The organism is Paenibacillus sp. FSL H8-0457 (assembly GCF_038051935.1).
GTDB classification, from domain to species: Bacteria; Bacillota; Bacilli; order Paenibacillales; family Paenibacillaceae; genus Paenibacillus_AQ; species Paenibacillus_AQ lautus_A.
Map to the genome: position 1 here is coordinate 1,427,754 of NZ_CP150293.1, position 24,506 is coordinate 1,452,259.

Here is a 24,506-nt window from a genome sequence, read left to right on the forward strand (position 1 = left end):
ACGCGTGAGGGTTACATACGAACTTCCGAAAAAACGGGACGGCCGCCTGCTGAACGTCAGGCTTAAAGCTCGCAGCAAACGGGTAAACCGCTCGTTCATGGGCACCTTCTCCCTGTTTGCGCTGCTGGCGGTGTTCGGCGCTTTCATGGCGCTGCCCCTGGTGTACGCCATCAACAACGCGTTCAAGCCGTTGGACGAGATTTTCCTGTTTCCGCCGACGCTGTTTGTCCGCAATCCCACATGGAATAACTTTTCCGATCTGATCAATCTGCTCGGCCAGTCCTGGGTGCCGTTCTCGCGGTATATCTTCAATACGGTCTTCATAACCGGTGTCGGCATTGTCGGACATGTGATCTTTGCATCCGCCGCGGCTTACCCGCTGGCCAAACACAAGTTTCCGGGCAAGGTATTCCTGTTCCAGGTCGTCGTGCTCTCGCTGATGTTCACGCCGGTCGTTACGGCGACGCCGAATTATATGATCCTGTCGTGGCTGGGGCTCATCGACACCTACTGGGCCGTCATTATACCGGCTTTCGGCTATTCGCTAGGGTTATATCTAATGAAGCAGTTCATGGAACAGATACCGGATGCCTTGCTGGAAGCGGCCAAAATCGACGGAGCCAGCGAATACCGGATCTTCTGGTCCATCGTGATGCCGAACGTGAAGCCGGCATGGCTCACGCTGATCATTTTGCTGTTCCAGATCCTGTGGGGAACCGACGGCAACGGCTTTATTTACAGCGAGCAGCTCAAGACCCTGCACTATGCATCCAATCAGATCATTCTGGGCGGTATTTCCCGGGCCGGCGCAGGCGCGGCCGTGGCAGTCATCCTGATGAGCGTGCCGATTGTGCTCTTTCTGTTCTCGCAGAGCCGGATCATCGAGACGATGGCGACCTCCGGGATGAAGGATTAGGGAGGGGATCAGATGTCAGCAAAAAAATGGTTGCTAACGCTCGCGGCGGCCTCCCTGCTGCTCCCCGGCCTAATGCCGGGGAGCGTCTCCGCCAGTGCTCCGTACGAGAGCTATATCTACAACTATTGGGAGGAAACGGTTGCCGTGCCTGCCGCTTATTTGCCGGAACGCGCCGTTACGGGGAAGGAGCTGGGCATTGGAGATTTCTTGGATCCGAGCGATATGCATGTGTCGGAAGCCGGAAACATCTACGTGCTGGACAGCGGGAACAAACGGATCGTCGTCCTGGACGATGCGTGGAACGTGATCCGGGTCATTGATTCTTTCATGAACGAAGGGAAAGAGGACGGTTTTGCAAATCCTGCCGGCATCTTCATTGACGGGGATGAGCAGATCTATGTTGCGGATACGGATCATCAGCGGGTTGTCGTGTTGACGGCGGAAGGGGCGCTTGTCCGCATCATGGAGCAGCCGGAGTCGGATGTGCTGCCACAAGGCTTTCAATTCATTCCCCTGAAAGTGGCGGTGGATGAGGCCAAACGGGTATTCGTCGTCGCCCGCGGCGTTTACGAAGGCATTATGCAGTTCGAGGAGGAGGGTACCTTTCTCGGCTACGTCGGAACGATTAAGGTAAAGCGCGATTATGGCGATTATTTCTGGAGATTGGTATCGACGAGCGCGCAGAAAGCCCAGATGAGACTGTTCATCCCGACCGAGTTCTCCAATCTGGATATGGACGGCAAGGGGTTCGTCTATGCCACGAATATTGACGTCGGATCCAGGGAACCGTTGAAACGCCTCAATCCCTCGGGAGAGGATGTGCTAAAGCGCTTCGGCTACTTTCCGGTTGCGGGAGATATTTATTATCGAAGAACGGTAGGGCCATCCAAATTCGTTGATATTAAGGTGCTCGGCGACGGGATGTACAGCGCGCTGGACTCTACCCAAGGACGCGTCTTCACCTATGATGAGACCGGAAACCTGTTGTATGTCTACGGCGGCATCGGGAATCAGCTGGGCCTATTGAAGACGCCGGCGGCGATTGAACGGCTTGGAGACCGCCAGCTTGTGCTGGACCGGGGAAAGGCAAGCATCGTCATGTTCGAGCCGACCGAGTTCGGGAAGCAGGTTAACCTTGCCGTCCGCCACCATTACCGGGGAGAAGACGCGGAGGCGGAAAGGTATTGGGAACGCGTGCTTCAGCTCAATGCGAATTATGACATCGCGTATATCGGCATCGGGAAAGCGAAGCTCATGAAGGGGGAGAACAAGGAAGCCCTTCAATATTTTGAGCTGGGCATGGACCGCAAGAACTATTCCGTGGCGTATAAACGATATCGCAGGGAGGTCATGAAGGAGCATTTCGGCACCTTTTTATCGGCAGGGACCGGGGGCCTGCTGCTCTACGCGGTCTATAGAACGGTAAGATATCGAAAGCAAAGGAGGGCAGGAAAGCATGAAGCAGGACTATCTTAAATTCCCCCTTCATTTGATCGTTCACCCCTTCGACGGATATTGGGACCTGAAGTACGAAAACCGGGGACGGCTCGGGGTGGCTTATCTCGTATTGGCGCTCGTGGTCATTGCCACGATTCTGCAGCGGCAGTATGCGGGATTTCTGGTCAACTACAATGATCCGCGGACGCTGAGCAGCATCGACGAACTGATATTTATCGTCCTCCCGTTCTTCCTGTGGTGCGTCTCCAACTGGTCGGTCACCACGCTCATGGGCGGGGAAGGGAAGTTTAAGGAGATCGTGATGGCCAGCGCATATGCCCTCATTCCGATGGTTCTGATCTATCCGCCCATGACGCTGGCGAGCCGGTTCATGGTCCAGGAAGAGACCGTGTTCTATTATCTGCTAACGACGGTAGCAGCGATCTGGTTTATCGGGCTGCTCTTTGTCGGCACGATGACGGTCCACCAATACTCGGCCGGCAAAACGGTCGTCACGATGTTACTGAGCCTGATCGTCATGGGCATTATCGTGTTTCTGGGCACGCTCGTCCTGAGCATGCTGCAGCAGATTTACACGTTCGTTGTCAACGTTTACCGAGAGATCATTTTCAGGCAATAAGGAGGCCGTAGGCCGTGAAAAAAAGAAAATGGCTGTACACGGTGCTTGCTTGTACCGTTATAACGTGCATGGCTGCGGGCTTTCTGATCTACGCGAACCGGGGAGCGCCGGCGGTCGACGTCGCTGCGTACAGTACTGCGGCGACCGAGACGGCGCAGGGCAGGGAGCTCTCCGCCCTGAACGATTTGACGGGGGGCGTGCCCGGCATGGATCTGGTAGCGGAAACGGAGGCGCTTGCGCTGTACTATCATCCGGACACGACCGAAGTCGCGGTACGGGATAAGCGGAGCGATACGGTATGGTACAGCAATCCGCCTGACCGGATGGAGGACGGAATGGCTTCGCCTTTTGAGAAGGAAGTGCTGTCATCGCAATTGACGCTGACGTTCCGGGACGGGATCGGCACGCTTGAGACGTATCCGAATTATACGTGGAGCGTGATGAACGGGAACTATACGGCGGAAGGCTTGGACAACGGCGTTCGCGTCACGTATACGCTGGGAGATGTCTCGCTCGGGATCGACGCCTTGCCGAAATACATCTCGCAGGACCGGCTGCAGGAGAAGGTGGTCAGCAAGCTGGATGCGTCATTGGCCAGATACGTGCAGGCCCGGTATTACCCCATGAAGGATAACCCTGCGATGCTGGAGCGCCTGGACGACCAGATCAAGAAAGAGCTGGTGCTGAAAAAAATGCTGGGCGCTTTCGAGCAGGCGGGTTACACCGCGGAGGATCTTGCCTATGATAACGAAACGGGCGGAGGAGCCGCCGCAAGCGCCTCTTCGAAGCCGCAGTTCAAGATTCCGCTCGAATACCGGCTGGAAGAGGATTCGCTTGTCGTTACGATACCGCTTGACCAGGTAACGGAAAGCGAGAGTCACCGCCTGCGCAGCGTGGAGCTGCTTCGCTATTTCGGCGCGGCGGGAACGAAGGCCGAGGGTTATATGCTGGTGCCGGACGGCAGCGGCAGCCTGATCCACCTGAATAACGGCAAAGTGAAGGAAGAACAGTACGTGCAGCGTCTATACGGCACCGATCCGAATAATAACAGCAGCAGCCGCGGACAGGTGGCCGAGCAGGCGCGGATGCCCGTGTTCGGCATGAAGAACGGGGACGGCGGCTGGTTTGCCGTGATTGAAGAAGGCGACGCCATCGCGAGCGTGTCCGCCGATATCGGCGGGAAGCAGAATTCGTACAATCATGTATTCAGCAGCTTTGCCGTGCGCGGCGAGGATATGCTGGAGCTTTACACCGGAAGTACGGTGCAGGAAATCCAGCTGTTGAATGACAAGCTGTACAACGGGAAGCTGTCCGTCAAATACCGTTTCCTGTCCGGTGAAGAGGCCAGCTACTCCGGCATGGCCCGCTTGTATCAGGAAACGCTTGCGAAGGAAAACAAGCTGGTTCCCCTGAAAGAAGCGGAGGGGATTCCATTCTATCTCGATATGCTGGGAAGCGTGGATAAACGGAGATCTTTTCTGGGCGTACCGTATGATGCCGTCGTCTCGATGACCACCTTCGAGCAGGCAGGCGAGATCGCCGCTCTTCTGAACGGCGAGGGCATCGCCAATCTCCGAATGCGTTACCTCGGCTGGTTTGGCAAAGGCGTCCATCACAAAACCCCGGTGAAGGTAAAGACGGACAGCGTTGTCGGAAACGCCGCCGGGCTGAAGGCGCTGTCCAAGCAATTGCAGGACGCCGGCGGCGGGCTTTATCCCGATGTTGCCTTACAGCGTGTCTACCATGACGATGGGGCGTTTACGCCGTCATCCGATGCCTCACGTTTCGTGACCAGGGAAACGGCAGCGCTGCATCCGTATGACCGGAACACGAACCGGATGAACTCGTATTACGGCACGTACAACCTGATGTCGCCGGCGAAGCTTCCCTATTTCGTGGACCGATTCACAAGGCAATATGAACGGTTTGGCATGGGGGCCGTGTCATTGCGGGACCTGGGCGATGTCCTGAGCTCCGATTACCGGGTGCAGCGGGTGGTTTTCCGAGAAACCGCGAAGTTTATCGTGACCGATCAGCTGAAGGCGCTGCACGAGGCATACCCGGATACGATGGTTTCCGGTGCTAATGCTTACAGCTGGCCATATGCGGGCCACGTGCTCGATGTCCCGACGTCGAGCAGCGGATTCGGGCTGACGGATGAAGCCGTGCCGTTTTATCAAATGGTCATTCACGGCTACCTGGATTATGCGGGAGCGGCGGTCAATAACCTGGATGAACAACATTTGCGCAAAGGGCTCCTGCAGTCGCTGGAATTGGGATCGGCTCCGCATTTCCTATGGTCTTATGAACAAAGCTCAAAGCTGAAGTATACGCGTTTCGATGACATGTACTCCACGCATTACAAGGATTGGTTCCAAGAAGCGGTTTCCTTGTACCAAGAGTTGAACGAGGTGCTGGCGCCGCTCCGGACACAGCGGATGGTGGAGCATAAGCGGCATGAAGGCGGCGTGGTGGAAGTAAGGTACGAGAACGGCGCCTCGATTCTGATCAATTATACCGATCAAGCGGTTGAGGTTAACGGGGTCCTGGTGGAACCGCAAAATTACGCTGTAGGTGGTGACCGGGCATGAAAATGAGATTGTCACTGACTCAGAAAAGATCCATACTCGGAATCCTCTTCATCGCGCCATGGTTGATCGGCTTTATCTTTTTGTTTGCCGGGCCTCTGTTTCAGTCCATATTGTTCAGCTTCAGTAAATTGAACATCTCTCCCACAGGCTATGAGCTGGAGCCGGTAGGTTGGGGCAATTTCAACACCGCGCTGTTCGTGGACGCGAACTTCAACCGGATCCTGACGGAATCGATACTGGGCATGGTGGTGGACGTTCCGCTGATCTTGTTTTTCAGTCTGTTCTCGGCCGTTCTGCTGAATCAGAAATTCCGGGGGAGAGCCCTTGCGAGAGCGATCTTCTTCCTGCCGGTCATTCTGGCGTCAGGCGCGATTTCAGCAGCGGAAACCTCGGGTCTGATCAACCTGGTCGGAAACGCGACGGTGGCGGAGGAGCTCGGGCAAGCCTCCGGGCAATTCAATGTGCTATCGATGGTGCGCATCTTATCCGAGGCCGGATTTCCCATTACCGTAACCGAGTATATTATCGGGGCGGTCATGAGGATCTACGATATTATCAGCAGCTCGGGCGTGCAGATTCTGATCTTCCTTGCCGCCCTGCAGGCCGTCCCGGGCTCGATGTACGAGGTCGCGAAGATTGAAGGGGCGACCGCTTATGAATCGTTCTGGAAAATCACCTTTCCGATGGTGAGCCCGCTCATCCTGACGAACATGATTTATACCATCATCGATTCGTTCGCGGACAGCACCGTGACCCGAACGATTTATGAGACGGCCTTCAAAACGCAGAATTTCGGGCTCAGTGCCGCGATGGCGTGGCTGTATACCATCGTTATCAGCTTGCTGCTGGTGTTGATGGGAATCATCGTCTCAAGGAAAACCTTTTATCAAAACTAATGGCAAAGAGATTCCTGACTGACGGGTGCAGGAAAAAAGGAGGTCCTTATGGCATCGATTCGGGATCGCTCGGACGAAACGGCTCAGGAACGAATGAACCGGTTCAAGAACAAGGCGCTGCCGATACTGTGGGCAGTGTTCCGCTATCTGCTGATCATCGGCATCACATTCATCATCATCTATCCGATCATCACCAAATTCTCCGTCGCGTTCAAAGACAAACAGGATATTTATAACCCGACGATTTACATGATTCCGGTGCATTTCACATTGGATAATTTCAAGCTCGTGCTCGACCTGCTGGATTATTGGCCGCTGCTGCTGAACACGATGATTTACGTATTCATCACGATGCTGCTGACCACGATGTCGACGGCGCTTGCCGGGTATGGCTTTGCCCGGTTCACCTTTCCAGGAAGCAATCTGCTGTTCGGCCTGGTCGTGCTGACGATCTTGATTCCGATGAGCACGCTGATGGTGCCGATGTATTTGCATTTTCGCAGCTTTGATATTCTGGGGCTGGTTCACATGTTTACCGGAAAAGAAGGTGTTAATCTGCTGAACAGCTACTGGCCCTCGATCATTACTTCGGCTACGGCCACCGGGCTTAAGGCCGGACTGTTCATTTATATCTTCCGTCAATTTTTCCGGGGGCTCCCGAAGGAGATTGAGGAAGCGGCGTTGATTGACGGTGCAGGCGGGATTAAGACGTTTTTTGCGATCATGCTGCCCAATGCGATTCCGCCGCTCATTACGGTGACCCTGTTCTCGTTCGTCTGGCAGTATAACGACACCTTCTATACCTCGCTCTTTATGAGCGAGCAGTCGCTGATGCCGCTGAAGATCGCTTCCCTGCCCGCGGACGCGAACCAGTTTCTCCCGGCGCTGATGGGACTCGGTTCATCGGCCAAAGCCGATCCGAACTATGTGGCCCTCGTGGTGGATACGGGAATTTTACTGGCCATCCTGCCGCTGATCGGACTGTATCTGTTCGTGCAGCGCCATTTTGTGGAGAGCGTGGAGCGTACCGGTGTTGTCGGGTAGTGGCTGCTGCAGGACAGGTGGTTATGTCGCAGGATAGATATCGTGTTACAGGATAGACGTTATGTTGCAGGATGGATGCCATGATGCAGGAGAGATGCCGTGTCGCAGGATAAGTGCGGTACGTGAGACAGGTTTTGTGCTTGTCTGATGGGTATGCCGCAGGAATCGGGCTGTGCCATTTGTATGACGGATGAAGGAAATCTGTAGGATCTTTCATCCATACGGCAATTACAGGACAGGAGTGAATCGCATGACAAAAGCAAGCAGCACCCGCTTTGAGGTCCAGCCGAACCTGATCAACCCGGCCGCTTCCGATCAAGCCAAACGGTTAATGGGGTATTTGTGCAGCATCTACGGCAAACGGATGCTGACAGGGCAGCAGATTGGCGTTGTATCCACGCCGGAGTTCGAGATGATCCACGAGGTCACGGGAAAATACCCTGCCGTCGGCGGATTCGATTTCATGAATTACTCGCCTTCACGGGTGGAGCGCGGAGCCGAGTGTCAGGACACGGATCTGGCGATAAAGTGGTGGAATCGCGGCGGGATCGTGACCTTCTGCTGGCACTGGAACGCCCCGAAGGATTTGGTGGATTTGCCGCCGGATCGGACCTGGGGCAGAGGCTTTTATACCAATGCGACAACCTTTGATATCGCACGGGCGATGGCGGAGCCATCATCGGAAGAGTACGGCCTTATCATCCGGGATATCGATGCGATCGCTGCCGAGCTCAAGCGTCTGCAGGATGCCGGCATCCCGGTGCTGTGGAGACCGCTTCACGAGGCATCGGGCGGATGGTTCTGGTGGGGGGCCAAAGGCCCTGAGCCTTGCATCGCGCTTTGGAAGCTGATGTACGAGCGCATGACGCATCACCACGAATTGAACAACCTGATCTGGGTATGGAACGGGCAGCACAAGGATTGGTATCCGGGCGATTCCTACGTCGATATCATCGGAGAGGACATTTACCCGCCTGCCCGGGATTACGGTTCGCAATCCGAGCTGTTCCGCACGGCTTTATCGTATACGGATACGGCAAAAATCATTGCGCTGACCGAGAACGGCGTCATTCCCGACCCCGATCTCATGCTGGAGGACGGATGCCCGTGGGCATGGAATTGCACGTGGTATGGAAACTTCGTGTTCACAGAAGAAGGAAATAAACGGAGGTATTCAGAAGAGTATACGGATGAGCAGCAGCTGATCCGCACCTATCATCATCCGTTCACGGTCACGCTGGATGAACTTCCGGATCTGAAAGGCTGACGGCTTGATCTGTAAGGCATGCCAGTTGTAGGCCGCTGCCGCTCGCCGGGAAGCTGATCGTAGATTAGAAAACGAGCTGATGCTCGGACAGTCACGTCTGAATGAAGTATGACCCGAACCGCATCAAAATCAATATATAGAGATGGAGAGAGACTATCATGAATTTTAACGTTATGACTTTAAATCAATGGAAATTCAAAGCGTGCGACGAATCCGAGTGGCTGCCGGCCCAGGTGCCGGGCTGCGTTCATACCGACCTGCTGAAGAATGGCATCATCCCCGATCCCTTCTACGGGACGAATGAGCATGACCTGCAGTGGATCGATAAGAAGGATTGGGAATATGAGACGTCGTTTGATGTGGATTCGAATCTGAACGCCCAATCCCGCATCGAACTCGTATTCGACGGATTGGATACCTACGCGGATGTGTACGTGAACGGGGCCAAGGTGCTTTCCGCCGATAATATGTTTCGTTCATGGCGAATCGATGTGAAATCGCAGCTCAAGGATTCGGGAAATGTGATTAAGATCCGCTTCCGTTCCCCTATTCAGGAGGATTTGCCGAAGCTTGAGAAGCTCGGATATCCGCTGCCTGCTTCGAATGACCAGTCCGAGGTTGGCGGGATGGGCGAGCAGAAAGTGAGTATTTTTGCCCGGAAAGCGCCCTATCATTACGGCTGGGATTGGGGACCGCGTTTCGTGACCAGCGGGATCTGGCGGGAAGCCAGGATCGAGGCTTGGTCTGAAGTCAGGCTGGATGATGTGTTTATTCGCCAGGATGAGGTTACGGCAGAATTGGCCAGGGTCACGGCCGTTGCCACCATTGCGGCGGAGCATGCTTGGCAAGGCGTGTTTCGGGTAAGTGCGGGCGGCCAGACATGGGAACAGGATGTTCGGCTGGAAGAAGGCCGTCATTCGGTTGAATTGAGCCTTGAACTTGCCGAGCCGAAGCTGTGGTGGTGCCGCGGCTTGGGCGAGGCTCATCTGTATTCGTTCCATGCCGAGCTGGCGGAAGCGGAGCGGACCGTATCGGAGAAAAAGGTTCGATCCGGCCTGCGCAGCGTCAAGCTGGTACGGGAACAGGATAGCCGCGGCACGTCCTTTTACATCGAGCTCAACGGCACGCCTGTGTTTGCTAAGGGAGCGAACCATATTCCGAACGACAGCTTCATAACGGAAGTGACGGCGGAACGCTACCGCCATGAAATTGCGTCCGCAGCGGAATCGAACATGAATATGCTGCGCGTATGGGGCGGCGGTATTTATGAAGAGGATGTCTTTTACGATCTGTGTGATGAATACGGGCTCATGGTATGGCAGGATTTCATGTTTGCTTGCAGCATGTATCCGGGCGACGAGGCATTTCTGGAGAACGTGCGGCTGGAAGCGGAGGAGAACCTGGTCCGTCTGCGGAATCATCCGAGTATCGTGCTCTGGTGCGGCAACAACGAGATTGATTCCGCTTGGGCGCACTATGAAGAGAAGGGCGGCTGGGGCTGGAAGCAGGACTATACTGAGGAGCTCCGCGAGAAGATCTGGAGCGACTACGAAAAGGTGTTCCATGAAATTCTTCCTGAGGTCGTAACCGATTATGCGCCGGGAGCGGAGTATTGGCCTTCCTCCCCGCTGGTATCGCTCAGCCATGACAAGGAGCAGCATGCCAATCCGTCCACAACGAGCGGAGATATCCATTACTGGGGCGTATGGCATAACACGGAGCCGTTTGACAACTACAACGTTTACGTCGGCCGATTTATGAGCGAATACGGGTTCCAGTCCTTCCCGGAACCGAAAACGGTGCGGACATATGCAGAAGATCGCGATATGGAGCTGGAGTCGAAGGTCATGCTGGCTCATCAGAAGAACGGTGCCGGCAACCGCTTGATCAAGAGTTACATGGATCAATATTATAACGAGCCGAAGGATTTCGAGGCTTTCCTGTACATGAGCCAGATCCAGCAGGCCGAAGCGATGAAGACGGCGATCGAAGCCCACCGCCGCAACAAGCCCTATTGCATGGGCACGCTGTATTGGCAGATGAACGACTGCTGGCCGGTCGCTTCGTGGGCAGGCATGGATTATCTCGGCAGATGGAAGGCGCTGCAGTATGTGGCCAAGCGCTGCTTCCGGGATGTCAGTCTCTCGATCGAATCCAAGGAACAAGAGATTCGGGTTCATCTCGTATCCGATATTTCAGAAGCGGTCCAGGGCACGCTGAAGGTTCAGTTATTCGATTTTAACGGAAAAGAGCTCTATGGATCCGAGCAGCCGATCCGTGCGGAAGAGCAAGCGTCGCTCGTCGTATTCCGGGCTGCGGCCGATGAGCTGCTCCACGGACATGATCCATCCGAGGTTGTGCTCCTGGCGCAATGGCTTCAGGATGGAGACGTGATTGACAGCAAAACATTCTATTTCGTGAACGACAAGCATCTTCGTCTGCACAGCCCGACCATCAGCGTAAAAGAAGTCGAGGGAAGCGACGGCGCGACGTTCGTGCTGGAGAGCAACGTGCTTGCCCGCCACGTATGGCTGTCCGCCGAAGCGGAAGGCTTCTACAGCGATAACTTCTTTGACCTGATTCCGGGCATCCCGGTGACCGTATCCTTCAGCCGCCGAGATAACGGAGAGCAGGCATTTGTAACAGATAAGCCGGGCCGGGCCGAGGTTCGGTCCATGGCCGATTGCATCGACCCGGCGATGGTGCAGACCGTGTAATTCATCCTGCAATCATTCGCTAAAAAGAGCCGCCCCTACAACCGATTCCGGTGCAGGGGCGGCTTTGTTTGTCTTTAATGGAGCCATGAATTTGATGCTGAAACGGCAAACCATTTCTTTGTTGGCGTCATCATAAGCGGGGGATCCCGGGGTTCGACACCTTGAACTCGACATACCTTTATATGGTAAAGGGTATGCCAAGGGTTTCTGATACAGGTCGGATGGGGTCAGATGTCAGCAAACGAAAAGAAGTCCGGCATGCTGCTATCGGTTATTCTAGGTTGGTACACATCCTGTTGGACATGCTCATACCCATTAACAAAGCTCGGGAAGGAGACGAATCATGAAAAAACAAGTTTTGTTCATCCATAGTGCCGGCCCGCAAGGCAACCGCCAAGGAAGCAGCGGCTTGATCGACCATTTACAAGAACAGCTCGGTGAAGCTTATCATGTCTTATCTCCCGGCATGCCGGATCCGGATTACGCTCTGTGGAAAGCGCAGATTGTCAATGAAATCAAGGCATTGGATGGGGAGGTGCTGCTGGTAGGTCATTCCCTCGGCGGTTCCATTCTGTTGAAACACCTCTCGGAAGAAGACGGGCAGCTAACCGTCTCTGGATTGTTTTTGATTGCCGCCCCTTATTGGGGCAAAGACGACGATTGGCAAAACGAAGAATATGCATTGTCCGATTCATTTGTTTCCAAGCTGCCGCAACTCCCGAACCTCTTCCTATACCACAGCCGGCACGACCCGGTGGTGCCTTTTGCACATGCTCAGCACTACGCGAAGCAGCTTCCCGAGGCCGTCACCCGGGTATACGAGGGTGACGATCACTACTTCCGCGAGGGCTTGCCCGAGCTTGTAGACGATATCAAGCGGATATAAAAAAGGGACGACATTTGCTGCGCGTGGCTAATCATCGGTCCTTTTGATCTTTAAAAAGCAACTTCGAATATGCTTCCAAAGTCAGCCCGTCCATGCCAGACTTCAGCGGAGAAGGCGGAATGATTCTGGAGAAGCGAAGCGGGCTCCTTTGCCACCGGATTTCTACATTTAGAAAATCCATTCATGGAAATCTGGGGGCAACAGAGATCGGAAGAATCATCCGCATGCGGAGCGATGCAAATAACCAGAGCGATGCAGAAGAATTTCTCACTCCCATTGCGATGCTATGGGAGCCACCCAGAAGTAAAGCGGCCGTCCATATAAATCTCGCATAAAAAAGACGACATCAGCTTTTCGCTAATGTCGTCCTCTTTTTTTACTTGCTCGCTTTGTATGCGCTCAAGAATTCCTTCACCTTCGCCGGATCGGCTACCAGCTCGTTGCCCGTTTTGACGATCGGGCTGACGGTGGAGTAGGCTTTGATTTTGTTGTTGTTGTAGTAGGCCAGGATTTCATCCTGGTTGATCGAGTAAAGCACCGCTCTTCTCAGATCGTCGCTTGTGGCCACATCACGGTTCTTCGTATTGAACAGCAGGTAGGATACGGCGTTGCTTTCGATCGTTTGCAGCTTCAGCTTGCCGTCGCCTTTCACTACGTCGTATTTTGTTTCCGGAACGCCGTAGTACAGGTGGATTTCGCCGCTGCGCAGTGCGGAGAGCGTGCTGTCCGCATCTTTGATAAAGCGTACTTTCACTTGCTCGATTTTCGGTTCGTGCTCCGTGCCCTTCATGTAGCCAGGGTTTTTGAAGAAGGTGGCTTCATAGTCATTCTTGGAAGACAGGATATACGGACCGCTCGCATACAGCGTGTTGTTGTATTTATCGCCTTCAGTTACGGTGTTCTGGTCGCCGTAAGGGATGTCTTTGTTCACGTCGAATTTCTCAACGTCATACGTATTGATGGATTCAACTTGCTTCTTCGATACGATACCGGCCGATTGGTGAGCCAGGTAGTTCAATACTTGCGGGAACGGCTCGGTTGTCGTCAATTTGATGACTTGGTATTTGCCGTCTTTCGTGCTTGCTTGATTCTTGTCGCCCACGAGGGAAGCGATCTTGGTATCCAAGCCGGCTTCCAGTGCTTCCTTGACGCTTTCGCTGCCGCCGGAAACCTTGGTGTTTTCCAGTACGCTCAGGTCGGTTACGGCTTCAACGGTGTTGATGTGCTCGTGAAGCGTGTAGGTACGATGATCAGGCACCGAATTTTTGTCTTTCGCTCTGTTCATGGAGAAGATGACATCGTCCGCGCCTACGCGTTCGCCGGAATCTTCCGCTTTTTTGTTCGTGATTTTTGCAAAGTTAATGTCGTCTCTAAGAATGAAGTAGTACTCCGAGTTGCCTTCGCCGATGGCATGGTTATAAGACAGCGAGCCTTCGGACGTGATCTTGTCATCGTCGGTCAGGTTGATCAGACGTACGTTCATGTTGGTGTTGATGATGTTAATGGAACCGTCGTTGCCCTTGATCGGGTCAAGCGAAGTCAGTTCAGAGATCGATTGGGACAGAATCAGCGGCTGCGTCGCACGCTTGGATTGGTCTTTGAAATCGACGGCTTCCCAAGGCAGGGAACGGGATTTCGAAAGACGAACGGAATTCTCGTCCAGCACATCCTTGTTGAACGCTTGGCTCTTCAGGGAGATGTACAATGGAGCAATGTAAGCTTTGTCCGTTACCAGACGCTGTTCCAGCTGCTTGTAAGTCTCAACGGCGTCTTCCGGCGTTTGCGTGGCCGCTTGGTCGATCAGCTTGTCCACTTCCTCGTCGGACATGATGCTGTAGTCGCCGCCAGTTTTGAACAGGGAACGAACGGCATAGTCAGGGTTACCCGTTACGGTTGTCCAGCTGGACAGCGCGATGTCGTAATTGCCGGCATCCTGCTGTGCCTTGAAGCTGCCGTAGTCCGGCTGCAGATTCAGCTTCACGTTGAAGCCGTTCTTGGTGAGCTGGTCGCGAATGATGTTGACATCGGATTCGTTAGAGCTCATGCCAAGCAATTCAATATTAACAGCGGATGTGTCTGTAGCTGTATCCGCTGGTTCTTGCTGATTTTGCTGTGCATCATCTTTGGTTGTTACGTTGCATCCGGCCAGTACGATGACTAGCGAGAGGAACAATAACAGCAAGGAACTCTTTTTCATTGGTGATACCCTCCTGAGTTGTATATATATAAAATATTTTTTGAAACCAACGTTAGTGTGCCCAGGGCACGAAAAGCTTTAATCTAGCTTCGGATCGAGCGCATCCCGCAGTCCGTCGCCCAGAAAGTTGAAGGACAGGACAAGCGCGATGATGGCCAGACCCGGATAAATCGCCAGGTAGGAATGCGTCTCAAGGTACGTGCTTCCGATCTTCAGGATATTCCCCCATTCCGGGATATGCGGCTCGACGCCGAGACCCAGATAACTCAAGCTGCTCGTCGAGATGACGGCTGCACCAATGGTTAACGTCGATTTGACGATCATGGGCGCGAGCGAGTTGGGAACGATATGCTTGAAAATGATCGAAAAATTGCTCGAGCCGAAAGCTCTGGCCGCATCGACGTACTCAAAGGTGGAGACCAGGAGCACATTCGCCCTCATGGTTCTTGCATAAGTCGGTATAGCTCCTACGCTGAGCGCCAGAATGAGGTTGACGGTATTGGCTCCGAATGCGGCAATGATCGCAATGGCGAGCAGGATGCCCGGAATGGCGTACAGCACGTCCAGCAATCGCATGATGATGTTGTCGGTATGGCGGCCATAGTAGCCTGAGACGGCACCGAGAATGCCGCCGATGACAACCGGAATCGCCGTAGAAGCGAATCCGACGATCAGCGAGATGCGGGCCCCGAATACGATCCGGGAGAACAAATCCCGGCCGAAGTTATCCGTACCGAAGGGGTACGCCAGGCTTGGCGGCTGCAGGATGGCGCTGTAGTTGTTATCGATCGCAATGCTGTAATCGAAGGTAAACAGACTGGTCACCGACAGGCAGAACAGGAAAATCACGAAGAACAGTCCGGACATGGCCGTCGAATTGGCAGTAAGCTTTACCCATACGTCGCCCCAGCGGGTCATCGCGGGATTGCCGTTCTTGCGGATCTTCGCAAGCAGGTTGATGCCGAGCACCAGAGCAAAAATATTGCCCGTTGCCGCAGTCAGAATGATCGGAAAAGCAAGCCAGGTCAATGCCGGATGCGCATAATCCGATTTTACGTACCTGGCAACGAGGATAAGCGCGATCAGCTGAACGACGGCTATAACCAGAAGCACGGCCATGGCCGGCAGGAACGTATTCGAGACGTAAGGCTTGAACAGATTCAGCGCCGATATCGCGATGGCAAACAGCTGGGTTAGCAGCATGTAAACGGCAATCGTATATTCGGGAGGCTTCTGTTTTTTGATTAGATTGAAACCGAACGTGACGGTAAACAGATTCCCCGTAACGATGCTCAGCAGCTGAACGTAACCCAGGATCCTGGTCAAGCGCCGGATTTCTCCGTCCCTTTGAAGATCCCTTCGGATCAGCAGCGTAATGATGATCTGTATGATCGTAAACAGTGCATATGCCGCAAAGGCGGCGAACACCCACGGTTTGATGGTTCCCCCAGTGAAATCAAAGCTGTTCAGAAGCAGGATCACCGTTAAGGTCAGAGAGATAACCCATGTGAAGCTGGCTTGACTGTACTCGTGTGAGGATTTCAGCTGGTGTTTGGTTTCTGGTTTGGAAAGAAGCTTCTTAATCATGAGTACACCTGCTTTAGTATTGTTTCATCTTGGACCTGATCCGTGGATCGAAGAATGCGTACAAGATATCGATGATGACGTTCACCAGCGATATGGTGATGGCGGTGTAAACCACGCCGCCCATGATGGCCGGGATGTCAGGGATAAATTGTTTATCCACGATGTAGCTGCCGATACCGCTGATGTTGAATACCTTCTCCGTAACGGCGGAACCGCCGAGCATCCCGCCGAACTGAAGTCCGATGACGGTAATGATCGGAATGATGGCATTGCGGACAGCATGCTTCATCAGAATGGTGCGCTTGCCCAGCCCCTTTGCTCTGGCTGTGATCATATAATCTTCATTAATGACTTCCAGCGTGGAGGAGCGCGTCATTCGGGCCACCGAAGCGGTAAGTCCCGTCCCGAGTACGATCACCGGCATGATCATGGACAGCCAGTTCTCCGGATTGAAGGTGGCGGGCAGCCACTGCAGCTTGATCGAGAAATTTAGGATGAAGATCAGTCCCTGCCAGAAGTTCGGAATGGACAGCCCGATCAGCGCTATGAACATAAACGTATAGTCAAAGAACGAATTCGGTCTCGTGGCCGAGATAATCCCGATCGGCAATGCGATCGCAATCGCGATGATCAACGAAATGACCGTAAGCGTCAGCGTGATCGGAAACTTTCTGGCGATGCTGGAGGTAATCTCTTCGTTGCCCGAAAAGGATTTGCCGAGATCGAAGTAGGCGATTCCTTTAATGTTGTTCCACAGCTGCGTCAGATAGCCCTGATCGAGTCCGTGCATTTTGTTGAAAGCCGCGATCTGTTCCGGCGTTGCCGTCTCGCCCAATATGTTGGCCGCGGGGTTGAACGGCGACAAGTGAAGAATCGTAAAGACGAGCACCGCTACGCCAAAGATAACGAATACCGTCATCACGAGTCTCTCCAAAATATATTTCAGATAGGGATTGCTGTACAAAAAAATAAGGATGTACATCAGCAGGCCCGGAATAAGTGATATAATGAAGAACAACGGGTTCTCGATAAGAGAACCGAACGTATCGGCCAGAGTCAGCCGTTTGCGATTGTTCAGCTTCAGGTCCTTGGCGGTCCGATCCTTGAGGACTTCACGGAACCTTGCCTCTGCGATCTTGTCGACTTCCTGTCGGAGCTGAGTCTCGCTGATTTTTTGCTTGAAAAACTCATGCTTGCGTTTCTGCTGCTCCATCATCTCGGAGCGAAGGGCCTCCAGATATCCGGCGGCCAGCATCTCGCTGCGTATGCGGTTCTCAGCCGCCGCGTAGTCATCCTTCTTTCTCTGGACCAAATAAAATAGGAAGACCACGAGATTCACGGGCGCTCCCAATAATAATAGTAAGTATCTATAAGAAGGATTCAGAAGGATCTTACTGTATGTGCTGCTTATCGAACTTATGAGTCTGTTTGGTCTTGCTGCTTCTGTCCCCCTCATAAGGTGCCTTTCCTCCTTGTTTCAAATTGCATTATTCCGAGTGATATAGTATATTTTATTTTAGCCTATTTTAAAAGTCAATAGATTATAAGAGTTGTAGAGTATATTACTTTAATGACATAAGCATAATGGCAGGTGAGCAGAGTTGGAACCGATATTGCAGGTTAAAAATTTGAGCGTGGCCTTTCAATCCCGTGATTCAGAATTTCACGCGGTGCGTGGGGTCAGCTTTGAGGTGAAGAAAGGGGAGACTCTCGGTATCGTCGGAGAATCCGGGAGCGGCAAAAGCGTCACGGCACGCTCGATCATGCGGCTGCTGCCTTCCCCGCCTTCTTATATGAAGGATGGAGAGATCCTGTTCCTTGGCCAGAACCTGGCCGAGAAAACCGAGAAGGAGATGGAGAGCATCCGGGGACGCGATATCGGGATGATTTTTCAAGACCCGATGACCTCGCTGAATCCGACCATCCGCATCGGGGAACAAATATCGGAAAGTCTGGTCAAACACCAGAAGCTGTCCAAGCAGGAAGCGAAGCAGCAGGCGCTTGACATGCTCAAGCTGGTCGGCATCCCGAACAGCGAAGCGCGGTATAATCAATACCCGCACGAGTTCTCGGGCGGCATGCGGCAGCGGGTGATGATCGCCATCGCCCTGGCGTGCCGACCTGCGCTGCTGATTGCGGACGAGCCGACGACGGCGCTTGACGTAACGATTCAGGCCCAAATCCTCAATCTGATGAAAAATATGCAGGAGCACTTCGGTTCCTCCATTATATTGATCACGCACGATCTCGGCGTTGTGGCGGGCATGTGCGACCGCGTGGCCGTGATGAAAGACGGTGTGATCGTGGAGACGGGAACGACGGAGGAGATCTTCGAGAATCCTCAGCATCCCTATACCTTGAAGCTGTTAAACGCGCTACCGCGCCTCGACGAGAAGAAGAAAGCGAAGCCGGCGCCGATCATCGTGCCAAGCACGGATTACAAAGGACCGCTGTTAGAGGTGAAATCCCTGAAGCAGTATTTTGATATGGGCAAAGGGAATGTGCTTAAAGCGGTGAATGATATCAGCTTTCATATTCAGGCGGGGGAGACCCTCGGGGTCGTCGGCGAATCCGGCAGCGGAAAATCAACGACGGGACGGGCCATCCTTCGACTTCATCAGCCGACGGGCGGAGAAGTGCTGTATCAGGGGATGTCCGTGAATCGCCTCTCCCCTTCGGAAATGAAGGCCATGCGGCGCCATATGCAGATGATCTTCCAGGATCCGTATGCTTCGCTGAATCCCAGATTGAAGGTCGTGGACATTATCGGCGAAGCGCTGGATGTCCATAAGTTAACCGGCAGCAAGCAGGAGCGGAAGAAGCGGGTCGAGGAGCTGCTGGATATGGTCGGACTGGATCCGGCTTATGCGACGCGCTACCCGCACGAGTTCTCCGGCGGCCAGCGCCAGCGGATCGGGATTGCGCGGGCGCTGGCGGTCGAGCCGAAATTCATCGTGTGCGATGAGCCGCTCTCCGCGCTCGACGTGTCGATCCAATCGCAGATCGTGAAGCTGCTGGAGGAGTTGCAGCACCGTCTGGGCTTGACCTATCTGTTCATTGCGCACGACCTGTCGATGGTGAAGCATATCAGCGACCGCGTTGCCGTTATGTATATGGGCAAGATCGTCGAACTTGCGGAAAGCGAGGAGCTCTACTCCAATCCGCAGCATGATTATACGAAGTCCTTGCTTGCGGCGATTCCGGTGCCCGATCCGAAGATCGAATCCAAGAAGAAACGGGTCCTGCTGGAAGAACGCACCGGAGAGGATAAATATAATCTGGAGCATTCCGAGCTTGTGGAAGTATCGGAAGGCCACTGGGTGGCCATGCCGACCGGAGCCTAATCGAATAGAACAAACCTGTCCCGACCGGAGTCGGGGCAGGTTTTTTTTATCCAAAAAAATCGATGCGAATCGACGATTTGCAGGGTTCATAAAAAGGAATTGAGCCCTGCACGGCAAATATTTAAATGTTAGGAAGCGTTCTCACTACACATGAGCCTACGAATTTCCAAGTGTACGCACAATAGCAACATACCGATGAGGAGGAAGTGGAATGAATCGTTTGCAGCAAGGGGATGTCGTATTATTTCAAGGGGACAGCATTACGGATTGCGGTCGCGACCGCAACTTTTCCGGCAGCTTGGGGAACGGCTACCCGCTATTGATCGACTCGTTGTTCGGCATGAAATTTCCTGAGTTGAACGTTACCTTTTTGAATAGAGGGATCAGCGGAAACCGGGTCGTTGACTTGAATAACAGATGGCAGGAGGATTGCCTGGACCTGAAGCCGGACTGGGTATCCATCTATATCGGAATCAATGACACTTGGCGCCGATATGATAGCGGGGACCCGACAAGCACCGAGGATTATAAAGCCGGGTACCGCAAATTGATCGAACGGACGAAAGAAGCGCTGGACGCCAAGCTGATTCTGGTTGAACCGTTCGTGCTGCCTCATCCGGAGGATCGGAGAGCTTGGCGCGAGGATCTGGATCCGAAAATCACGGCGGTCCGCGAATTGGCGGTGGAATACGGAGCCCTCCTGGTGCCGCTGGACGGATTGTTCGCTGCGGCGTCGGTGCGTCGCGAAGCTGCCTTCTGGGCGCCGGACGGCGTGCATCCGTCACCGGCCGGACACGGCCTGATCGCGAAGGCCTGGCTCGAAACGATGGGCGTTTCTTTGGGCTAACGCTTAACGGTTGGTCTTAGAGCTGAAGCTGGAAGCAACAAACGCTGGATGCACGGGATCCGTGCTCCTAATGGAAAGAGCTCGGGCGCGAATATCGTGCCCGAGCTCTTTTTTAAATGAGAATGGCAATAGGTATGAAATATGGGTTCATAGCTGCCGATACAATTAGAAATGTTAGAAATCACTTTCATTTTTTTTGCGTATGTGGTGTAATGCATTAAAGCGAAAAAATAATGGTTGACGCCTCCTTTTAAATCCTATAGGATTACTTGTATTAATTAATATTCGTCTTTTTTACGGAAAACAGGGGGAGAGAGAACATGAAAGCCATGAAACATGTAAGGAAATTATCGGCGCTGGCGCTGGCGTTTGTGATCGTATTGACCGGATGTGCCGAATCGGGCAGCGGCGGCGGCAGCGCGTCGGGCAATCTGGCGGACAAGGTCGAGAACCTGCCGGCAGGCATTGCCGAGAAGGATCCGGTGAAATTGATGGTCGTTCGGAAAATCGGAGGCGATGACCACACGGCTCAATTTTTGGCTGGGGCGAAGCAGGAAGGCGAGGCTCTCGGGTTTAAGGTGGATACCTTCTCGGCGAATGGAGACTCCGCTAAATTCCATGACGCGATCGCACAAGCCATTGACAGCGACTACGATGGATTTATCATATCGCATGGCGACGATCCTGCATCGGTTCAGGACGTGAAGAAGATTACCGAAAAGGGAATTCCAGTCGTCACCTTCGACTCTTTGCCGGAGATCGGTGACATTGCAGGGGTAACCCAGACATCGCAGGATGACGAGCAGCTCGCAAAGCTGGCGTTGGACAAGCTGATTGAAGAGCAAGGGCCGGAGGCCAACATCGTTTACCTCTGGGTAGACGGATTCCCGCCGATGGTGCGTCGTAATGCCGTATACCAGGAAACGCTGAAGAACAACCCGGGCATCAAGGAAGTGGAGCGTTTCGGCGTAGCGAGTGACCAGACTTCCTTGGAAACGCAAAATGCGGTATCCGCTATCCTGACGAAATATCCGAAGGGCGAAATCGATGCAATCTTCGCAACCTGGGATGCATTCGCCATCGGCGCGGCCAGAGCGCTGGAGGAAGCGGGACGCAGCGAGGTTAAGATTTACGGCATCGACGTATCCAACGCGGACCTGGAGCTGATCCAGAAACCGGACAGCCCTTGGGTGGCTACCGCAGCCGTAGATCCGAAGATGATCGGCGCCATCAACGTTCGTTTGCTGGCTAAGAAGATTGCAGGCGAGGAAACGCCTGCTACGTATAATCTGGAGCCTGTATTGATCGAGCGCTCTGGCCTCGAGGGTGCTACCGAAGCGGTCAACATGGTTAATTTGGCCGATATTATCCCGAGCTGGGGAACAAGCACGGAATTCGAAGAGGACTGGATGAAGGCATTGAAAGAAGCAGGCGGCAAATAAACAGCAATATTCATACAGGCGCTCTTGTCGGTCATCGATAGGGGCGCCCTATCCTATTTGAAGGGAAGAATACACTTGCGAAGCGTGATGGAGCCAACAACTGCCAGCTCGACCGACAATTCGGGAGCGGCACCCTTACTTCAAATGAAGCACATATCGATCTCTTTTCCAGGCGTTAAGGCGTTGACCGATGTTGATTTTCAGACGACTGCGGGGACGGCTCATGCGTTGATCGGTGCGAATGGCGCGGGAAAGTCTACCTTAATGAAGATTCTATCGGGAGCGTATACCCATTACGAGGGCGAGATCTGGATCGACGGAAGCAGGGCGGACATCCGTTCACCGAAGGAAGCAAAGGACCTGGGCATTCAGATCGTCTATCAAGAGGTGGATACCGCGCTCATTCCGAACCTGACGGTCGGCGAGAACATCATGCTCGACCGGACGGTTCACGATATGGGCAAACGGCACTTGATCCGTTGGAAGGAGCTCCATCGGGAAGCCGAATCGATTCTTGCGCGGATGAATATCCGGGTCCCGGTCAAAAAGCTGATTTCGGAGCTGACGCTGGCGGAGAAGCAGATGGTGCTGATCGCCAGAGCCGTTTCCAAACAGTGCCGCATTCTGGTGCTGGACGAGCCGACCGCGCCGCTCAGCCATAGCGAGACGGAGCAGCTGTTCAAGCTGGTGCGCAAGCTGAAGCAGGACGGAGTCGGCATTATTTTCATATCTCACCGGCTGCCGGAGCTGTACGAAATCTGCGATGACATTACGATCATGCGGGACGGTTTGCTGGTGAAGAGCGACCGCATCGCGAATATCGATCAGCCGAAAGTGGTGGAATACATGCTGGGCTCCAAGATGGACCAGCAGTTTCCCCACATCGAGCGAGACATCGGTCCTGCGCGGTTAGAGGTAAAAGGCATGTACGACCCGGGCAAAATCAACGGCGTTAATCTGAGCCTCCGCCAAGGGGAGATCGTCGGTTTGGCAGGCCTTGTCGGGGCCGGGAAAACCGAGCTGTGCCGGGCGGTATTCGGGGCTTCCGGCACGTCAACCGGCGAGATGAGACTGGATGGAAAAAAGCTGCGCATCCGCTCGCCGCATGATGCCGTGCGGAACGGCATTGCGCTCGTACCCGAGGAGCGCCGCCGGGAAGGCGTGTTCGTGGAAGAGCCGGTGTCCGTCAATTTAACGGCCGCGGTGCTGTCCCAATTTTCCAAATGGGGTTCCTGGCTAAGCTTTGGCAGGGAGAAACAGGCGGCGAGAGAGATGATCGAGTCGCTCGGGATCAAAACTCCAAGCGAGAGAGCGCGGGTGAGAAACCTGTCCGGGGGCAACCAGCAGAAGGTGGCGATCGGCAAATGGCTGCTGGCCGATGCGGACGTGTATATTTTCGATGAGCCGACCAAGGGCGTTGACGTTGGCGCGAAGCGGGATATTTTCAAGCTGGTGGCCGAGCTGGCCAAGCGGGGGAAATGCGTGCTGTACGCTACAAGCGAGCTGTCGGAAATCGTGGGCATCACCGACCGGGTGTATGTAATGTATGACGGCCGCATCACGAAGGAGCTGACAACGCGGTCAACGAATGAAGAGGAATTATTGCTTTACTGCACAGGAGGCGGGTTGACATGAATACAGCAAGACCTGTTAAGGAGAAGCCGGCGGCTAGCTTCGCATTCGATTTTCTGTATAAATACGGCACGTTGATTACGGTATTCGTACTTATTCTCGTATTCGGGACCGTTGCCGACAACTTTTTGAATACAAGCAACATTATTAACATTCTCCGTTCGATCTCGATCGTGACGATCATTGCCGTTGGACTGACCGTATCGCTCGCCGTTGGCGGCTTTGACCTGTCCGTCGGCTCGACGGCCTCCCTGGCAAACGCGCTGGTCATATCCATGTTCGTCTGGCACGGGCAAAACATCGGCATCGGCATCGGCCTCACACTGCTGTTCTGCCTGGCCGTCGGGCTGATCAACGCGTTTCTGGTCATCAATTTCAAGATCGACGACATGCTGATGACCCTGGCGACGATGTTTATCTTCCAGGGCGTTGCCCTGACGTATACCCGGGGGGCTACCATCTCCCAGAATATGATCATGCCGAGCGGGGACTTTGCGACCGGTAAAATTCCGGCGCTGTTCGAGAAGATCGGGCAGGTGCCATGGATCATTATCATTATGGTTCTCGTGGTCCTCGTGGTCCATCTGTTCCTGACCTATACGAAACACGGACGGTACATGTACATGATCGGGGGCAACCGCGAAGCGGCGGCTTTATCCGGGATCCCGGTGAGTAAATACCGTCTGATCGCTTATCTGGTCTCCGCATTGTTTGCCGCCATCGGTGGCATTATCCTCGGGGCTCGCGTCATGACGGCCGAGGTCAACTCCGGCGGGCCCTATCTTATGGATGCCGTTGCCGCGACTTTCATCGGATACTCCGTATTTGGAGCCGGCAAGCCGAACGCGCTCGGGACCTTTGTCGGCGCTGTGTTGATCGGTATATTGCAAAACGGTCTGATCATGCTGTCCGTGCCGTATTATGCGATGGATATCGTCAAGGGCTCGGTGCTGGCGCTCGCGCTGGCCCTAACCTACTATAAGAAGAGACATTGATGGCGAATCGGCACGTGCTATGACCCAGCTAGTTCCATTCATACTATCGAGACCATCCCTCCCGTGAT

At 53.9% G+C, this 24,506-nt stretch carries 17 protein-coding genes; 14 read left to right on the forward strand and 3 right to left on the reverse strand.

The window, feature by feature from the left end:
- Nucleotides 1-4: 4 nt before the first annotated feature.
- The 9 genes from MHI43_RS06130 (at nt 5) to MHI43_RS06170 (ending at nt 12,394) form a co-directional block, all read left to right on the forward strand.
- Complete coding sequence (locus MHI43_RS06130; protein ID WP_009589726.1) at nt 5-916, forward strand: carbohydrate ABC transporter permease; 912 nt, start codon at nt 5-7, stop codon at nt 914-916.
- A 12-nt stretch (nt 917-928) separates the two neighbouring features.
- Nucleotides 929-2,392 carry a gluconolactonase gene (locus MHI43_RS06135; RefSeq protein WP_036662268.1) on the forward strand — a complete coding sequence of 488 codons (1,464 nt, stop codon included), beginning with the start codon at nt 929-931 and terminating at the stop codon, nt 2,390-2,392.
- Nucleotides 2,373-2,993 (forward strand): Yip1 family protein, encoded by a 621-nt coding sequence (locus tag MHI43_RS06140; protein ID WP_036662270.1) that lies wholly within the window; start codon nt 2,373-2,375, stop codon nt 2,991-2,993. Before MHI43_RS06135 ends, MHI43_RS06140 begins: the two co-directional genes overlap by 20 nt.
- Before the next feature lie 14 nt (nt 2,994-3,007).
- Nucleotides 3,008-5,584: a DUF5696 domain-containing protein gene (locus tag MHI43_RS06145; RefSeq protein ID WP_036662273.1), complete on the forward strand. Its 2,577-nt coding sequence runs from the start codon at nt 3,008-3,010 to the stop codon at nt 5,582-5,584.
- Complete coding sequence (locus MHI43_RS06150; protein ID WP_036662275.1) at nt 5,581-6,480, forward strand: sugar ABC transporter permease; 900 nt, start codon at nt 5,581-5,583, stop codon at nt 6,478-6,480. The genes MHI43_RS06145 and MHI43_RS06150 overlap by 4 nt, the downstream gene beginning before the upstream one ends.
- A 48-nt stretch (nt 6,481-6,528) precedes the next feature.
- Nucleotides 6,529-7,524, forward strand: coding sequence for a carbohydrate ABC transporter permease (locus MHI43_RS06155; protein ID WP_036662278.1), 996 nt, complete (start codon nt 6,529-6,531; stop codon nt 7,522-7,524).
- Between the two features lie 250 nt (nt 7,525-7,774).
- Nucleotides 7,775-8,791, forward strand: a complete 1,017-nt coding sequence (locus tag MHI43_RS06160) for a glycosyl hydrolase (protein WP_036662280.1) — start codon at nt 7,775-7,777, stop codon at nt 8,789-8,791.
- Nucleotides 8,792-8,949: 158 nt separating this feature from the next.
- Complete coding sequence (locus tag MHI43_RS06165; protein WP_036662282.1) at nt 8,950-11,508, forward strand: glycoside hydrolase family 2 protein; 2,559 nt, start codon at nt 8,950-8,952, stop codon at nt 11,506-11,508.
- A 343-nt stretch (nt 11,509-11,851) separates the two neighbouring features.
- On the forward strand, nt 11,852-12,394 hold the full coding sequence (locus MHI43_RS06170; RefSeq protein WP_036662283.1) for an alpha/beta fold hydrolase: 543 nt from the start codon (nt 11,852-11,854) through the stop codon (nt 12,392-12,394).
- Between the two features lie 376 nt (nt 12,395-12,770).
- Here the strand turns inward: MHI43_RS06170 and MHI43_RS06175 are convergent, their stop codons facing one another.
- The 3 genes from MHI43_RS06175 to MHI43_RS06185 all read right to left on the reverse strand — a co-directional run bounded on the left by MHI43_RS06175 (nt 12,771) and on the right by MHI43_RS06185 (nt 17,634).
- Entirely contained in the window at nt 12,771-14,591 is a 1,821-nt protein-coding gene (locus tag MHI43_RS06175; protein WP_036662285.1) for an ABC transporter substrate-binding protein, read from the reverse strand.
- Between the two features lie 78 nt (nt 14,592-14,669).
- Nucleotides 14,670-16,178, reverse strand: a complete 1,509-nt coding sequence (locus tag MHI43_RS06180; RefSeq protein WP_036662289.1) for an ABC transporter permease — start codon at nt 16,176-16,178, stop codon at nt 14,670-14,672.
- 13 nt (nt 16,179-16,191) lie between these two features.
- Nucleotides 16,192-17,634: an ABC transporter permease gene (locus tag MHI43_RS06185; RefSeq protein WP_036662292.1), complete on the reverse strand. Its 1,443-nt coding sequence runs from the start codon at nt 17,632-17,634 to the stop codon at nt 16,192-16,194.
- Nucleotides 17,635-17,779: 145 nt separating this feature from the next.
- Here MHI43_RS06185 and MHI43_RS06190 point away from each other — a divergent pair, with 145 nt between their 5' ends.
- The 5 genes from MHI43_RS06190 to MHI43_RS06210 all read left to right on the forward strand — a co-directional run bounded on the left by MHI43_RS06190 (nt 17,780) and on the right by MHI43_RS06210 (nt 24,438).
- A complete protein-coding gene (locus MHI43_RS06190; protein ID WP_036662294.1) occupies nt 17,780-19,522 on the forward strand; it encodes an ABC transporter ATP-binding protein in 1,743 nt (580 codons plus the stop codon).
- 211 nt (nt 19,523-19,733) lie between these two features.
- Nucleotides 19,734-20,369 (forward strand): SGNH/GDSL hydrolase family protein, encoded by a 636-nt coding sequence (locus MHI43_RS06195; protein ID WP_009589707.1) that lies wholly within the window; start codon nt 19,734-19,736, stop codon nt 20,367-20,369.
- Nucleotides 20,370-20,689: 320 nt separating this feature from the next.
- Nucleotides 20,690-21,811, forward strand: a complete 1,122-nt coding sequence (locus MHI43_RS06200; protein WP_012819362.1) for a sugar ABC transporter substrate-binding protein — start codon at nt 20,690-20,692, stop codon at nt 21,809-21,811.
- Between the two features lie 87 nt (nt 21,812-21,898).
- On the forward strand, nt 21,899-23,446 hold the full coding sequence (locus MHI43_RS06205) for a sugar ABC transporter ATP-binding protein (RefSeq protein ID WP_051425339.1): 1,548 nt from the start codon (nt 21,899-21,901) through the stop codon (nt 23,444-23,446).
- Nucleotides 23,443-24,438: an ABC transporter permease gene (locus MHI43_RS06210; protein WP_012819364.1), complete on the forward strand. Its 996-nt coding sequence runs from the start codon at nt 23,443-23,445 to the stop codon at nt 24,436-24,438. The genes MHI43_RS06205 and MHI43_RS06210 overlap by 4 nt, the downstream gene beginning before the upstream one ends.
- Nucleotides 24,439-24,506: the final 68 nt, after the last annotated feature.

Bases quoted from the DNA above. Each gene is read 5' to 3' on its own strand.
- MHI43_RS06175 (WP_036662285.1), bottom strand. From the start codon at position 14,591: ATGAAAAAGAGTTCCTTGCTGTTATTGTTCCTCTCGCTAGTCATCGTA.
- MHI43_RS06210 (WP_012819364.1), top strand. From the start codon at position 23,443: ATGAATACAGCAAGACCTGTTAAGGAGAAGCCGGCGGCTAGCTTCGCA.
- MHI43_RS06150 (WP_036662275.1), top strand. From the start codon at position 5,581: ATGAAAATGAGATTGTCACTGACTCAGAAAAGATCCATACTCGGAATC.
- MHI43_RS06165 (WP_036662282.1), top strand. From the start codon at position 8,950: ATGAATTTTAACGTTATGACTTTAAATCAATGGAAATTCAAAGCGTGC.
- MHI43_RS06155 (WP_036662278.1), top strand. From the start codon at position 6,529: ATGGCATCGATTCGGGATCGCTCGGACGAAACGGCTCAGGAACGAATG.
- MHI43_RS06205 (WP_051425339.1), top strand. From the start codon at position 21,899: ATGGAGCCAACAACTGCCAGCTCGACCGACAATTCGGGAGCGGCACCC.
- MHI43_RS06200 (WP_012819362.1), top strand. From the start codon at position 20,690: ATGAAAGCCATGAAACATGTAAGGAAATTATCGGCGCTGGCGCTGGCG.
- MHI43_RS06195 (WP_009589707.1), top strand. From the start codon at position 19,734: ATGAATCGTTTGCAGCAAGGGGATGTCGTATTATTTCAAGGGGACAGC.
- MHI43_RS06135 (WP_036662268.1), top strand. From the start codon at position 929: ATGTCAGCAAAAAAATGGTTGCTAACGCTCGCGGCGGCCTCCCTGCTG.
- MHI43_RS06185 (WP_036662292.1), bottom strand. From the start codon at position 17,634: ATGAGGGGGACAGAAGCAGCAAGACCAAACAGACTCATAAGTTCGATA.
- MHI43_RS06140 (WP_036662270.1), top strand. From the start codon at position 2,373: ATGAAGCAGGACTATCTTAAATTCCCCCTTCATTTGATCGTTCACCCC.
- MHI43_RS06170 (WP_036662283.1), top strand. From the start codon at position 11,852: ATGAAAAAACAAGTTTTGTTCATCCATAGTGCCGGCCCGCAAGGCAAC.
- MHI43_RS06160 (WP_036662280.1), top strand. From the start codon at position 7,775: ATGACAAAAGCAAGCAGCACCCGCTTTGAGGTCCAGCCGAACCTGATC.
- MHI43_RS06180 (WP_036662289.1), bottom strand. From the start codon at position 16,178: ATGATTAAGAAGCTTCTTTCCAAACCAGAAACCAAACACCAGCTGAAA.